A 15,388-nucleotide genomic window follows, 5' to 3' on the forward strand; every position below is an offset into this window, starting at 1 on the left:
TAAGAAAAAACGCTCTGATATTTCAAAGTTTGACATTCACTTTAAATTATTAGAGCGCTTATTTTTGATATCAGTTATGTTCAAGTAGTTTTAATTTATAATCATATATAGATTGTAAGTTGCCGTCTTTCTTTTTGATAATAATATGTTCTTTGGATATTTGGGTAGGTGAGGCTGCACCTACCGCAGCGGCGATGTTAAATAACCCTTCGTGTAAACTGGTTACAAAATTAGTGACGCGATATTCTTTTTCTTCTATAATTAGGCCTTTTTCTCGTTTAGGGTCAGTGGTTGCGACGCCTACTGGACATGTGTTCATATGACATTGTCTACTCATAATACACCCGACGCTAATCATCATACCACGTGCAACATTGACTAAATCAGCACCTAAACCTAAAGCAATGGCGATTTTATCGGGTGTTACAAGTTTACCTGATGCAAAAATTTTGATGTGTTTACGAATACCATATTTTTCTAAAGTACCTGTCAATATAGGAAGAGCAGTGAACAATGGTAGACCCACGCTATCTTGTAATTCTTGGAATGTTGCGCCGGTTCCACCTTCACCGCCATCAACCGTAATGAAGTTAGGGTATTGATCTGTTTCAATCATAGTCCGCACAAGTGTTTCTACTTCTGAAACTTTACTTATAACCATTTTAAACCCAACAGGTTTTTGGCCATGTTGTTGTAGTTTTGTTATCCAATCCAATAAATCTTTAGAATTATTAATCGATTCAAAACGGTTTGGTGAATTAATCGTTTTCCATGGTTCTACTTTACGAATTTTTGCGATTTCTTCTGTCACTTTATTACCTTGCATATGGCCACCACGTGTTTTCGCACCTTGGGCCAATTTAATTTCAAATGCTTTTATAGTCGTTTGTTTAGCCAAATTTAAAAAAGCATCCATATCAAATTGGCCATCTTCATTGCGAACACCAAATAAACCAGGCCCGATTTGGAAAATGATATCAACATTTCCAGATAAATGGTGTTTAGACAAACCACCTTCACCAGTATTCATCCAAGTTCCAGCTCGTCCTAATCCTTTTGATAGTGCTCTGATGGCATGACTTCCTAAAGCACCATAACTCATTCCAGATTGACCAACTAAACGTTTTAATTTAAACGGATGCTTTAATTCAGAACCTATGATAATGGCGTCTTCATCTGCTAAATAAAAAGGATCGATTTCTGCTTCAATCCGATGTTCATCTCGATCAAATAAGCGTTCGTTATCAATGGTATAAATAAATGACGAAATCATAGGTGACTGATCAATATGTAATTCTGTAGATTGTAATGGAAACATGGTATTTTGAATATAAAACCCATCTTCATAGTCATTTTGCGTGCCATAACTCGTCATTCTCGAATTATATTTTCCAGCTAATACAATATTAGTGAAATCATTTCTGGAAAAAGGTTTTCCTTTAGTATCTGCTAAAAATAAATATTGACGCAACTCAGGCCCTATTTTTTCACCGAAATAGCGAATACGCGCTAATAATGGATAATTGCGTAACACACTATGTTGTTTTTGGCGCTTATCTTTTATAAGTAAGATAGCCCCTAAAATTAGTACACTTAATATGAAAATAACAATGATAATGTTAACGATGAACTGCAAAATGGACAGTATAGTCATGTAACATTCCCCCTTTATATAATTATATACTACAATAAATCATACATTTTACAATGATATAAATATGTTATTCGAAATTTTATTTTTAAAAACACAAAAATTATAAAGTAACTTATAATTGAGGTATAGAATTATGTTATATTATTGATAAATAATCATAAGGAAGGTGTCATATGACTGACAAGCCATCAGAATCTCATATTACTCAATTTACACATACAAATATATGGCAAAAACAAAAAGTAGTAAAAAGAGATTTCTGGTTAATCCCCATTTATATCTTAGCGAATAATATCATACCGCTAATGTTATTAATATTTTTATTAGCCTTATACTCTGCTTTTAATTTAGATGATACTTCGCTTTTTAGTAATCATAATGTATTGATTATTGGCGGTGTCATAGCAGAAATAAGTATTATTTTCAGCTTTTATTTGATGCATATAAACGATAATTTGAAAACAATGACTACAAAAAGATTCAAACAAGTTCGTAAGTATGTACTTGTTATTTTTATTACATACATTTCTACTATTGGTTTAAATAGTTTTTATGATTGGCTTATGACACTTTTACCAGAAACTTTGCAATATAGTGAGACGCAAAACCAAATGATATTGGAGGATATGTTTGAAAATAATTGGATGCTTCCCTTTTTATTTGTGGACATTGTTGTTTTGACGCCAATCATTGAAGAATTATTATTTAGACATTTAATTATTCATGAATTAGGTAAAAAAATAACGTATGGTGTTGCAAGTGTACTCTCTGTTATATTATTTGCTGGTATACATGTATTAGGCGCAACATCGCCATTTGAAATTGGTAGTTATATATTTATTGCGTTAGGATTAGTATTTGTATATTTAAAAAGTGGTAAAAATTTAGCTGTTTCAATCTCTTTACATGCTTTCAATAATTTAATTTCTTTTATTGCTATAGTCTTTTTAAAATAAATAGTTATTTCATTTAATGGCATATTGAGAGTATAGATTAAAGTTATTTAACTTTTTCTAATGAATGACATAATAAAGTAATTATATTAGGGAATACGACTTATATATGTATTTAGGAGGTTCAAAATGTTAGAACTCAGAAATGTTTCATATCAAATAGATAACCGTAAAATCATTCAAGAGATTAATTTGAAAATAGAATCAGGGGAAACGATTGCTGTTGTTGGGCCTTCTGGAAGCGGTAAAAGTACATTATTTCGCCTAATTAATAATTTGATAAGTCCAACGCAAGGAGAATTATATCTAAATGGGGACGCATATGAAACGATTAACCCAGAAGAATTACGTATGGAAGTGAGTTATTTGCTACAAGAAAGTGATTTGTTTGATAGAACGATTGGCGATAACTTAGCTTTCCCTGCTAATATAAGAAACGATAAATTTAATCGTAAAAGAGCTAAAGCACTATTGAAAGCGGTTGGTCTAGGACACTATAACTTTAATACCAGTGTAAGTCATCTTTCTGGTGGAGAGCGACAACGTATAACCATAGCTAGACAGTTAATGTATAAACCAAAAATATTATTACTAGATGAAGCTACGAGTGCTTTAGATATACATAATAGTGAAAAAATTGAATCTCTCATTTTTAAACTTGCCGATGAAGGTGTAAGTATATTGTGGATTACACATAGTAATGACCAAAGTATGAGACACTTTCAAAAACGCATTAGAATCGTTGATGGTCAAATAGAGAAGGAGGAGGATTTAAGATGAGCACGACAGCTTTAGTACTTACCGGCACACTCTTACTTTTCCCAATTATCGTCTCATATAAAGAGAAGTTACATATCATAAAAGATTTGTTAATTGCTACTATTAGAGCGGTCGTTCAATTAGTTATCTTAGGTTATTTACTTCATTTTATATTTGATGTAAATCAAGCTTGGTTATTATTATTATTTGTCTTAATCATAATTGTTAACGCCTCTTGGAACACTATTAGTAGGGCTTCGCCAGTCATGCATAATGTTTTTTGGATTTCTTTCATTGCTATATTTGTCGGGGTTGCGTTACCATTATTTGGGGTTATATTAACTGGAGCAATTGATTTTAAACCCAATGAAGTTATTCCGATAGCAGGAATGCTTGGAAGTAATGGGTTGATTGCTATTAACCTTGCTTATCAAAATTTAGACCGTGAATTCGTGAAAGAAATGAGTCAAATAGAAGCAAAATTAGCATTAGGCGCAGATCCAAAACTATCTTCAAAAGGTACAATACGTGAAAGTATAAAAACAGCGATTGTACCAACGATTGATTCTGTGAAGACATATGGTATTGTGTCTATACCAGGTATGATGACTGGTTTAATTATTGGCGGTGTAGCACCATTAGAAGCAGTGAAATTTCAACTGATGGTCGTGTTTATTCATACGACTGCAACTATTATGTCAGCATTGATTGCAACTTATTTAAGCTATCGTCAATTCTTTAATCAACGCGATCAATTAATTGGCCGTCATATATCAGAAGATAATCGATGAAAATGTATATGATTGTTACAGTGCATGTCTGGCTATAGTGCATGCTAGTTATATATGCGAGAGAACTACAAAACGATGCACGATTTAGAAATACCTTGATTGCTGATTGCCCATTTATTTACAATCAATTTGTGCGGCAGGGGACAGAACATGAGACCAAATTCAATTTTGGATTTCTGTTCGTTTCCTGCCTTTAATTTAGAAATTAAAAATTTTACATATAGTGACATATTCATATATATTGACGAATGGTTTATAATAAAACAGTTATAAAATTTTTGAAATCAAAGCAAAGAGAGGAGGATATTTATGTCAATTATGCGTATTATTACGTTTATTTTAAGTATATTTATTGTTGGAATGGTCGAAATGATGGTTGCAGGGATTATGAATTTAATGAGTAATGATTTACAAGTCTCTGAACCTGTCATAGGGCAATTAGTAACTTTATACGCTATTACATTTGCCGTAGCTGGTCCTATATTAGTGAAGTTAACCAACCGTTTTTCACCACGAAAGGTTTTACTATGGGCTTTAGCAGTGTTTGTTGTAGGAAATCTTATTATTGCTATAGCGCCTAACTTTTCTATTCTAGTAGTCGGACGAATATTATCATCTGCAGCAGCTGCTTTAATTGTAGTTAAAATACTAGCGTTAACAGCCTTGTTAACTGCACCTCAACACCGTGGCAAAATGATAGGTATTGTGTATTCAGGCTTTAGTGGCGCAAACGTTTTTGGTGTACCGATTGGCACAATTATAGGTGATTTAGTTGGTTGGAGATATACATTTCTATTTATTGTTGTTATTAGTATACTTGTAGGGGTTTTAATGTATGCGTATGTTCCGAAATTAAGCAGTTATCCATCTACCAATACAGAAACAGATTCGAAACGTTCAAGTAGTTATTCTAAAGTGCTGAGACCAGTTGAAGTAACAAAATACTTAGGTATCACATTCTTATTATTAGTAGCGAACTCAGTTACATTCATATATATTAATCCATTGATGCTTTCTGGGGGACATGATCTGTCATTTGTTTCTGTTGCATTATTAATTAATGGTGTAGCAGGTGTAATAGGTACCTCAATGGGTGGTTTTTTATCGGATAGACTTACAAGTAAACGTTGGTTAATTATCGCTACTACTATATTTATTATCATGATGCTTATCCTTAATGTTTTCTTACCAGGAACAGGCTTATTATTAATGGTTATCTTTATTTGGAATATTATGCAATGGAGTACTAATCCAGCTGTTCAAAGTGGTATTATTGAACATGTTGAAGGTGATACAAGCCAAGTAATGAGTTGGAATATGTCCAGTTTAAATGCCGGCATCGGTATTGGTGGTATTGTGGGTGGTTTAGTTGTATCTAATTTAAACGTATATGCAACTACCTACTTCTCAGCTGCGATTGCTATCGTAGCATTCATTTTAGTGATTAGCCTTAAAAATGTCGCAAAATATAAAAATACTCAAATAAACACATAGAAAACAGCGGAGCCAAAAGGCTTCGCTGTTTTTATAAAGTGCATATTAAAAAGTTACAACGCCGATTAACATAGCAATGAGTAACATTACGATTGCAAATCCCCAAACCCAGAAGAAAGCATACTTAATATAAGTACCCATGTTTGCTTCTGCAAGACCTATAGCTAACCATAGCGCTGGTGAAAATGGACTGACGAATGTTCCTATAATATTACCAATAACCATAGAATAAGCTGTAGAAATACTAGGTACACCGAATTGACTTGCTGTTTGTTCTACGATTGGTAATACAGCAAAGTAATAAGCATCCGTACTCGTTAATAAATCTAGAGGTACACCAAATATACCCACTATAATATGTAAATACGGACCTACTGCGTCTGGAATAATATGAATAAAGCTGAGTGCAATAGATTCTAACATACCAGTTTCATTTAATACTCCTAAGAACATGCCTGCTGCAATGATAACTGCAGCCATCATTAAAGCATTTGGCGCATGCGCTTTTAAACGACTCATTTGTTCATCGACATTTGGGAAATTAATAATTAAAGCAATTGCAACACCAATCATAAATGCGAATTCTGGTGGAGCAATGTTAGCTAACATTGCTACAATGACTGCGATGGTTAATGCGACGTTCACCCAATTAATCCAAGGTTTTGTAACAGCAACACCACGGATAGGGAACTTAATATCTTGATCATGCTCATAAATTTCTACTAATTTATGTATGTCCACGTCTTGAGTATCTGGTAATTTACCAGAACGAATATCACGGCTGATGCGTGTTTTTTCTCTGAAACCTAAATATACAGCAAATATGAGTATAAGGAAGAACCCTATAATTTGAATAGGAATAACACCATACCATAGCTCGTTCACGTTTTTTATGTTTAAGACTGAAGCCGTACGCGCCATCGGGCCGCCCCAAGGTACCATATTCATAATAGCGGCACTTAAAGCAAGTAATAAAAGTAATAGATATCGATTCATATTTAAGGCTTTATACAGTGGTAATAATGCAGGAATTGATAGCAAGAATGTTGTTGCACCTGCACCATCTAATTGCGCGAACGTACCAATGATTGCTGTGACAATACAGACGATGATGACGTTACCTCTCGTTAACAAAATTAACCTTTTCACTAAAGGTTTAAATAAACCACTGTCACTCATGATTCCAAAGAAAATAATGGCAAAGATAAACATGATGACAACGTTGATTACTTGATCTAACCCACTATTAAAGAAATCTACTAAGTCTCCAATACTATAACCTAATATTAAAGCCCCTATACTTGGTATTAAAATCATACCTACCACAGGGCTGATACGTTTGGCTATCAATAAACCAACGATTAAAATGATAATAATGAGACCAACAATTGTTAACCAAATATTATCTTGTTGCATAAAACATCCCCTCCATAAACTTAAAGCGCTTACATAAATCATTTAACGCTTTACCACACACACTTAAAAAGTGATTATTTATAAGTGTAACAGAGATTAGGGATTGATTTTAATATTTTATAATGATTTTAATATAATTTTACTTATATTAAACCATAAGAAAAGCAAATCGCTACATAGATTAAAGATGTATTTTGATAAAGTGACTTATTTGAAAAAAGGGAGGCATGTTTGAATGTATTAAATAGTACATTGATACAAACTTCTTTGTGACTCTTATGTTTTTATAGTGTTTAACATATACATAACAATAGCATCCATTTTAAGTTTAATGGAGTGCTATTGTTGAAAAAGGTATTGAGACATAAATAATGTTTTAATCTTGAATATTGTGTTGGCAGGAGGTGAATGGAATAAAAATATAAAGCCTTACTTTACTAAAGAAAAACAGGTCTAAAAAGCTATTTCAAAAGTGCTACTTCTAAAGTGCTACTTCTTCATTTATGAAGATTAGTAGCACTTATGCATGAGTCGAAGCTCATGTAACCCACTGGGGGCTAGTAGCACTTATGCATGAGCCGAAGCTCATGTAACCCACTGGGGGCTAGTAGCACTTATGCATGAGTCGAAGCTCATGTAATCCATTGGGGGCTAGTAGCACTTATGCAAGCAATTCGGCTCTGGACTATTTTTTCTAGTTCTTCTTGATGGCGTGGATAAACGAAATCATTTTATAAAAATTTGGTTTTTGTCCCAGTCCTCATTTTTTGGAACATTTTTAGCGAATTGTATAGATTCAATAGATAAGTTTGATTTTTTATTAGAAAAATGAGCAATCAATGCAGAAATAAAAATATATGCAAATGTTCCCATAATATAACCTAATTTCAAATCTGAAATTAGCAAGTATGATTGATAGAGTAAAACGACAATGGCTGCCGTAGCGATGACCACTAGTACTGGATAAGGCAATTTAAAGAAAGATTGCTTATAAGCTTCAGGATATTTTTTAGGTAATTGTGTAACAGCTAGCGCAGGGAAAGCAAATACGATAAGTGAAATACCTGTACCTAACTGTGCGACAACATCTAGAGACATACCACTTACAATTGGTAAAATTCCGATAATATAAAATATTAGTAATAACCAATGTGGCGTGCCAAAGCGTTTATTAACAGTGCCTAACGTCTTGGGCAAGTATCCATCTTCGATAGCAATTAATAAACTTTTTGTGACCCACGTGAATGTTGCGTTCAGAGTCGTAGCTAAAGCGAACATCGCTCCTCCAACCATAAAGCAAATAAATACTGGTGATGGTAGCACTTCTTTAGCGACACTTGTTAAAGGTCTGCCTGCAACTTCAGGTATTGGTAAAACCCCAACTGCAATAGAGGCGATAAAAGCATATAATAACCCTACAAAAATAGTAGCTACAACGATTACAAGTGGTATATCTCTCTTAGGGTTTTTCATTTCTCCACCAAGTTCAGCTACTACTTGAGCTCCACCTGTAGCGAATGAAACGAGACCCACTGCTGTAAAGAAACCAGTAAAACCATCAGGAAACATGGATGAGGTGCTGAATACGCTAAAATTAACATGAGGTAAACCAAAAAGAATAAAGAATGATAAAGCTAAGATTAAAGTTATTACCATTAAGTTACCGACGATTGAAGCAGATTTAATGCCCACGATATTAACTACAAACAAAACGGTGAGTAGTAAAAAGGCTACAGTTCTTACTGGAACACCAGGGAGTAAACCTTCAAGATATTGTGCAAAAGAAAGCGCATATAAAGATAATGTTATTTGTAAAAAGATGAATAATAATAACCAAAAAACACCTGTTTTAGGTGACAGTAACCGACTAGTATATTGATACATACCCCCTGTAGTAGGTAAACTAGAAGCTAAAATTGCTATAGGTAACATCGTAAGTAATGTTATAAGTGATGATAGAATGAATGCTGGCGTAATGCCACTTCCTGTCATTTGTATACCAATACCCGTTAAGGACATGACACCAGCGCCAATAATTTGTCCGATAGCAATACCCATAACATCAGATAAACTCAGCACTTTTTTTAAATGTTTTGATTGTTGCATTAGAACACCTCTTTATTTTATGTAAATTGAAAATAATAAAAGCATCATAACACAAATTATATTTAAATCATATTACACTAATCGGAAAACTTGGTTTGTTCTTTAGAATACTTTTGTAATGGCTTGAATTGCACTATTCATAGTAAAATGAAAATAAATAAAAAATAAAGGGTGAGTGCTTATGGTTGAAAAAAATAAAAATATAAAGGTAGATGCATTTATTGATGGATTAAACGATTGGCAAGCCTCTTTTAAATTACTTAGAACAATTTTGCAAGAAACTGAATTAGTAGAAGATTATAAATGGATGCATCCTTGTTATACTTTAAATCATAAGAACGTTGTAATTATACAAAATTTTAAACAATACTGTGCTTTGTTATTTGAAAAGGGGGCTATCATGGAAGACCCCTATCATTCATTGATTCAACAAACAAAAAATGTTCAAGCAGCGAGACAATTAAGGTTTGAAAGTCTAGAAGAAATCAAAAACAGAAAAGATGAAATTAAATGGTATATTGAGGAAGCGATTCGTCTTGAAAAGTCTGGAGAAAAGGTACCTATGAAAACAACAGAAACATATCATATGCCTGAAGAATTAAAAAATAAATTAGAAGCATCACCAGCATTAAAAGAAGCATTTAATCATTTAACACCAGGTAGACAACGTCAATATATGTACTATATTGGAAATGCTAAAAAGGCATCAACAAGACAAAATAGAGTTGAAAAATATATTGAGCATATTTTAGAAGGCAAAGGGATGAATGATGACTAATCGCTCAATAAATTGGCGTTTTACTATACAAATCAGTTGTAGTTTGTAAACACACATTGCATGTTTTGTGTGTTACGAATATAAAAAGGGTTGTATAGTTATATCATATGTTTAAGTTAGTAAAAGCACGTATCACCACTTGATTAAACTGTTATAAAGTTATATAAAAAATATAATAATGTTGCAAGTTGATAATTTATCGTTTATAGTTTGCTCGGATAAACAAAAGATAAAAATACAAACGAAATTAAATTATTTAAGGAGGTGTAGTCATGGCAAGAGCGTCTAAACGTACGCAACTATTACAAGCAGCAGCGGCTATTGTTAACGAACAAGGCAGTGAATATTTAACTCTGGATGCAGTAGCCAAAAAAGCAGGTGTAAGTAAAGGTGGTTTACTGTATCACTTTAAAAATAAATTTGCGTTAATACAAGGACTTGTAGATCATGCAGATGAATTGTATAGAAATAATGTCAATGAGCATGTACAAAAAGACGATCAAGATGAAGGTAAATTACTTCGCGCCTTTATTGAAGCTACAAGAGAACACCGTTCAGAAAATGCATCCATTACTTCTGGAATGTTGGCTGCACAAGGTATAAACAGTAATTTATTATTGCCGTTACAAGATACCTATAAAGCATGGCAAGATAAAATAGAACGAGACGGACTTGATAAAGTAGATGCGACAATTATAAGGTTGGCAGTAGATGGTTTATGGTTATCAGAGGTGTTTGGATTAGATGCATTAGATGAGTCAATGAGGTCAAAAGTTTTAGAAAGATTAACATCTTACACTGAAAAAAATCGAATGCGACGAAACGATGCATAAAAAAGTTAAAATTATAAAAAAATAATTAAATTCTCAAATCGTGAGAAGTACTGATAGTATAGGGATAAATGACGAGACATCATCATTTATCCCTTTTTTTGGCCGTTTTAAGGGTTGAAACTAAACCGTCCAGTTGGTACACTATCCCATGTGATAAAAACTCTGTTGGAGGTTTATATATGAAAAAAGTTATGCTAACAGCAGCTTTAACAGGTGCTGGAGATACTGTAGATAAAAATAAAAGTGTTCCTGTAACGCCTCAAGAAATTGCAGATTCAGCAATTAAATGTGCAAGAGCAGGAGCTACTGTAGCACACATTCATGCAAGAGACCCAGAAACAGGGGGTATAAGCCATGATGTTGAATTTTTTAAAGAAGCAGTCAGATTAATTAGAGAAGCTGATGAAGATATTATTATCAATATTACTTCAGGTGGTGGCGGAGACTTTATCCCTAACCTTGAAGATCCGTATACAGCGGCTAAAGGCTCAGATATGCAAACACCTGCTGAGAGACACGAAGCAATTGGTGCCTTATTACCAGAAATGTGCACGCTTGATTGTGGAAGCGTGAACATGGGAGATGCTGTGTATTTAAGCCCAGCAGATTGGTTAAGAAAACAAGCACAACTTGTAAAAGATGCAGGCGTAAAACCTGAATTAGAATGTTTTGATAGTGGACATATTTCGTTTGCTAAACAATTAGTTAATGAAGGCCTTATTGAAGGTGAACCAATGTTCCAATTCTGTTTAGGCATACCGTGGGGCGCTGAAAATGACGCGGAAACAATTGAATATTTTAAAACACGTATTCCTGACAATGCACATTGGTCAGCGTTTGGAATTGGAAGAATGCAATTGCCAACTGTAGAAGAAGCAGCAAAACGTGGAGGCAATGTGCGCGTTGGATTAGAAGATAATTTATATTTATCTAAAGGTGTCAAAGCTTCTAACGAGCAACTTGTTGAACGTGCGGTTGAAATATTAAAAGATTTAGATATAGAACCGATGACGCCAGCTGAAGCGCGCGTGAAATATCAACTTAGAGATCCAAAAGGAGGCAAATAATGAAATTTGCAGTGGTAGGTACAGGTGTTATAGGTAGTGGTTGGATTACGCGTATTTTAGCCCACGGTCATGAAGTGGTAGCAACTGATCCGAGTGAAGGTGCTTATGAAAGAATGTTAAAGCAAGTAAAACAAAATTGGCCATATGCTGAACAATTAGGTTTAGCAGAAGGTGCATCTTTAGATAAGCTTTCATTCACAGCAAATTTAGAAGAAGCTGTAAAAGATGCTGATCATATTCAAGAAAATGTTCCAGAAATCGAATCAATTAAAGATCAAGTATTAACTGAAATTGATGCTTACGCTAAGCCAGATGCAATGATTGGATCGAGTACTTCTGGAATTATGCCTTCAGAATTACAACAAAATTTAAAACACCCTGAACGTTTAGTGGTGGCGCACCCGTTCCACCCAGTGTATATTTTGCCATTGGTAGAAGTTGTCCCTGGCAAACAAACGAATGAAGCTACAACGGTTAAAGCTGAAGCAATATATGAAAGTATTGGCATGGATGTATTACATGTGAGACATGAAATTGAAGGTCATATCGCTGATAGGTTAATGGAAGCATTATGGAGAGAAGCATTACATATTGTTAATGACGGCGTAGCGACAACAGAAGAAGTAGATAAAGCATTTACACATGCAGCAGGATTACGTTACGCACAATATGGGCCATTTATGACGTTCCATCTTGCAGGCGGCGAAGGTGGCATGCGTCATATGTTGAAACAATTTGGACCAGCATTGAAAAAACCATGGACAAAATTAATTGCGCCTGAATTAACTCAAACACTATATGATGATGTCGTTAATGGCTGTGAAATAGCTTCACAAAGTCAGTCAATGTCTGAATTAGATCAAAAACGTAATGAATTCTTAGTTAAAGTAAAAAAATTAGCGGAAGCTTATTGGCCGGGAGATACTGCCTCAATGAAAAAAGTTACAAAATAAACGGAGGTTAATATGACTCAATTTCAATATCGAACAACTGTTAAAGATATTTGGGTAGACCATAATCAGCATATGAATGATGCTGAATATAATCGTGTATTTAGTGATGCTACAGATGCTTGGCTTGCGGAGCTAGGTTTAGATATGGAAGCCATTGACAAACTTCAGTACACCATTTTTACTTTAGAGAATCATGTTATGTATTTAAAAGAAATTAAAGTAGATGAACCGATTACGGTAAAAGTGGCATTATATGATTATGATGCTAAACGGTTGCATGTATTTATGAATTTAGTAGATTCTCAAAACACACGCTGTGCAACGTATGAAGTGATGCTCATGGGGATGGACACAACGACTGGTAGACCATCAGCGTTCCCAGGAAAAATTAAAAATGCTATAGATGATTATGCGCAGTTGGGTGGGATTCAAGTAAAACCAAAAGAATTAGGACACCTTATTGACATAAAACGAAAATAAAATTTTAGAATTAATTTTGAGCTATTGAATGTAAATTTACTTCAATATTTTAATAAACAAAATTTACAGTTATAAATTGTTTATTTTCATTTATTGAGTTATCTTAATATATAGTATGGATAAAATAAGTCGAAATTAATCTTTTTGACCGACACATGAATAAAGTAGGGCTAGTTGTGCTACATGTTTTTACTTATTTTCGGATTTGTATAACATCCACAGGTAGCCCTATATTTATAAGAAACTTTTAATTGAGAATATAAGTATAGAAAGGAATTAACACATGTTAAGTATAAAAAACTTATCTAAAGTCTATGGCGGCACAAAAAAAGCTGTCGATAATATTTCATTAGAAATTGAATCTGGTGAATTTATCGCATTTATAGGTACAAGTGGAAGCGGTAAAACAACTGCTTTAAGAATGATAAATAGAATGATTGAAGCTACAGAAGGAGAAATTGCAATCAACGGCAAAAATGTTCGTAAAATGAATGCTGTTGAACTACGTAGGAAAATTGGTTATGTAATTCAACAAATTGGATTAATGCCTCATATGACCATTAAAGAAAATATTGTATTAGTCCCTAAGTTATTAAAATGGTCTGAAGAAAAGAAAGAGAAAAAAGCGAAAGAGTTAATTAAACTTGTCGATTTACCTGAAGAATATTTAGATAGATATCCTTCTCAACTTTCTGGCGGGCAGCAACAACGTATTGGTGTTGTTCGTGCATTAGCTGCTGAACAAGATGTCATTTTAATGGATGAACCGTTTGGCGCATTAGATCCAATCACGAGAGACACGTTGCAAGACTTAGTGAAACAATTGCAACAAAAATTAGGTAAAACATTTATTTTTGTTACACATGATATGGATGAAGCGATTAAACTGGCAGACAAGATTTGTATTATGTCTGAAGGGCAAGTCGTTCAATACGATACGCCAGATAATATTTTACGTCATCCTGCAAATGATTTCGTCCGCGACTTTATTGGTCAAAATAGATTGATTCAAGATAGACCTAATATGAGAACTGTTAAAGATGCAATGATCCGACCAGTAACAGTACATGCAGACAGTTCATTAAACGAAGCGGTTAAAATTATGAGAGAACGTCGCGTGGATACAATATTCGTAGTTGGAAACAATAGTAGGCTGCTTGGTTATTTAGACATTGAAGATATAAACCAAGGACTACGTGGTGGGAAAGAACTTATAGACATGATGCAACGTGATATTTATAGAGTGAGAGTAGATAGTAAATTACAAGATACAGTACGCACAATCTTAAAACGTAATGTAAGAAACGTACCAGTTGTAGATAGCGATGAAGAAACACTGATTGGATTAATTACAAGAGCAAACTTAGTTGATATTGTTTACGATAGTATTTGGGGCGAATTAGATGAAGATATCAGCGCACAAAAAAATGCTATTGTTGAGCCCGACAATGTAGGAGCTGATAAGTAATGAAAGACTTTATAGATCAATATGGTGGGCAACTGATATCTAAAACAGTTGAACATTTCTATATCTCAATCATCGCTTTATTAATTGCTATTGTAATCGCGGTACCAATAGGGATTTTACTATCTAAAATGAAAAGAACATCTAATATTGTATTAACAATTGCTGGGGTGCTTCAAACAATCCCAACATTAGCGGTATTAGCTGTCATGATACCGATATTTGGTGTTGGTAAATTACCTGCAATCGTAGCATTATTTATATATGTATTATTACCAATTTTAAATAACACTGTATTAGGTGTACAAAACATAGATGACAATATTAAAGAAGCAGGCACAAGCATGGGTATGACACGCTTTCAATTAATGAAAGATATTGAATTACCATTAGCCTTACCGCTTATTTTAGGGGGTATCCGACTATCTTCTGTCTACGTAATTAGTTGGGCTACTTTAGCCAGCTACGTAGGCGCGGGCGGTTTAGGTGATTTTGTATTTAACGGATTAAACTTGTATGACCCATTAATGATTATAAGTGCAGCGGTATTAGTTACTGCATTAGCTTTATTCGTAGACTTCTTACTTTCAATCGTAGAAAGATGGGCTGTACCTAAAGGATTAAAAGTATCCAGATAAT

General features: G+C 33.8%; 14 protein-coding genes. 11 read left to right on the forward strand and 3 right to left on the reverse strand.

Annotated features, from left to right (window positions below; translation table 11 throughout):
* Positions 1–70: 70 nt before the first annotated feature.
* Positions 71–1,654, reverse strand: coding sequence for an FMN-binding glutamate synthase family protein (locus tag KA894_RS13190; RefSeq protein ID WP_096808475.1), 1,584 nt, complete (start codon positions 1,652–1,654; stop codon positions 71–73).
* Between the two features lie 173 nt (positions 1,655–1,827).
* Here KA894_RS13190 and KA894_RS13195 point away from each other — a divergent pair, with 173 nt between their 5' ends.
* The 4 genes from KA894_RS13195 to KA894_RS13210 all read left to right on the forward strand — a co-directional run bounded on the left by KA894_RS13195 (position 1,828) and on the right by KA894_RS13210 (position 5,651).
* On the forward strand, positions 1,828–2,610 hold the full coding sequence (locus tag KA894_RS13195; protein WP_096808476.1) for a CPBP family intramembrane glutamic endopeptidase: 783 nt from the start codon (positions 1,828–1,830) through the stop codon (positions 2,608–2,610).
* Positions 2,611–2,736: 126 nt separating this feature from the next.
* Entirely contained in the window at positions 2,737–3,387 is a 651-nt protein-coding gene (locus KA894_RS13200) for an ABC transporter ATP-binding protein (RefSeq protein WP_096808477.1), read from the forward strand.
* Positions 3,384–4,157, forward strand: coding sequence for an ABC transporter permease (locus KA894_RS13205; protein WP_096808478.1), 774 nt, complete (start codon positions 3,384–3,386; stop codon positions 4,155–4,157). Before KA894_RS13200 ends, KA894_RS13205 begins: the two co-directional genes overlap by 4 nt.
* A 309-nt stretch (positions 4,158–4,466) precedes the next feature.
* Positions 4,467–5,651, forward strand: coding sequence for an MFS transporter (locus tag KA894_RS13210; RefSeq protein WP_115341955.1), 1,185 nt, complete (start codon positions 4,467–4,469; stop codon positions 5,649–5,651).
* 45 nt (positions 5,652–5,696) lie between these two features.
* On the opposite strand, the gene KA894_RS13215 is transcribed toward KA894_RS13210, so the two are convergent.
* Positions 5,697–7,067, reverse strand: a complete 1,371-nt coding sequence (locus KA894_RS13215; protein ID WP_096808480.1) for a CitMHS family transporter — start codon at positions 7,065–7,067, stop codon at positions 5,697–5,699.
* A 726-nt stretch (positions 7,068–7,793) separates the two neighbouring features.
* Positions 7,794–9,173, reverse strand: coding sequence for an APC family permease (locus KA894_RS13220; protein WP_115341956.1), 1,380 nt, complete (start codon positions 9,171–9,173; stop codon positions 7,794–7,796).
* Between the two features lie 181 nt (positions 9,174–9,354).
* Here KA894_RS13220 and KA894_RS13225 point away from each other — a divergent pair, with 181 nt between their 5' ends.
* From KA894_RS13225 to KA894_RS13255, 7 genes are all read left to right on the forward strand, one after another.
* Positions 9,355–9,951 carry a YdeI/OmpD-associated family protein gene (locus KA894_RS13225; protein WP_115341957.1) on the forward strand — a complete coding sequence of 199 codons (597 nt, stop codon included), beginning with the start codon at positions 9,355–9,357 and terminating at the stop codon, positions 9,949–9,951.
* A gap of 272 nt (positions 9,952–10,223) precedes the next feature.
* On the forward strand, positions 10,224–10,784 hold the full coding sequence (locus KA894_RS13230; protein ID WP_096808483.1) for a TetR/AcrR family transcriptional regulator: 561 nt from the start codon (positions 10,224–10,226) through the stop codon (positions 10,782–10,784).
* A 179-nt stretch (positions 10,785–10,963) separates the two neighbouring features.
* Positions 10,964–11,851: a beta-keto acid cleavage family enzyme gene (locus KA894_RS13235; protein WP_096808484.1), complete on the forward strand. Its 888-nt coding sequence runs from the start codon at positions 10,964–10,966 to the stop codon at positions 11,849–11,851.
* Complete coding sequence (locus tag KA894_RS13240) at positions 11,851–12,804, forward strand: 3-hydroxyacyl-CoA dehydrogenase NAD-binding domain-containing protein (protein WP_210134001.1); 954 nt, start codon at positions 11,851–11,853, stop codon at positions 12,802–12,804. Before KA894_RS13235 ends, KA894_RS13240 begins: the two co-directional genes overlap by 1 nt.
* A gap of 12 nt (positions 12,805–12,816) precedes the next feature.
* Positions 12,817–13,284 (forward strand): thioesterase family protein, encoded by a 468-nt coding sequence (locus tag KA894_RS13245; protein ID WP_115341958.1) that lies wholly within the window; start codon positions 12,817–12,819, stop codon positions 13,282–13,284.
* Between the two features lie 283 nt (positions 13,285–13,567).
* The gene (locus KA894_RS13250; protein ID WP_103372831.1) at positions 13,568–14,752 is read left to right on the forward strand and encodes a betaine/proline/choline family ABC transporter ATP-binding protein; all 1,185 of its coding nucleotides are present in this window, start codon (positions 13,568–13,570) and stop codon (positions 14,750–14,752) included.
* A complete protein-coding gene (locus KA894_RS13255; protein WP_096823757.1) occupies positions 14,752–15,387 on the forward strand; it encodes an ABC transporter permease in 636 nt (211 codons plus the stop codon). Before KA894_RS13250 ends, KA894_RS13255 begins: the two co-directional genes overlap by 1 nt.
* Position 15,388: the final 1 nt, after the last annotated feature.

This window comes from Staphylococcus sp. GDY8P131P (genome assembly GCF_017891975.1).
Taxonomy (GTDB): Bacteria; Bacillota; Bacilli; order Staphylococcales; family Staphylococcaceae; genus Staphylococcus; species Staphylococcus nepalensis.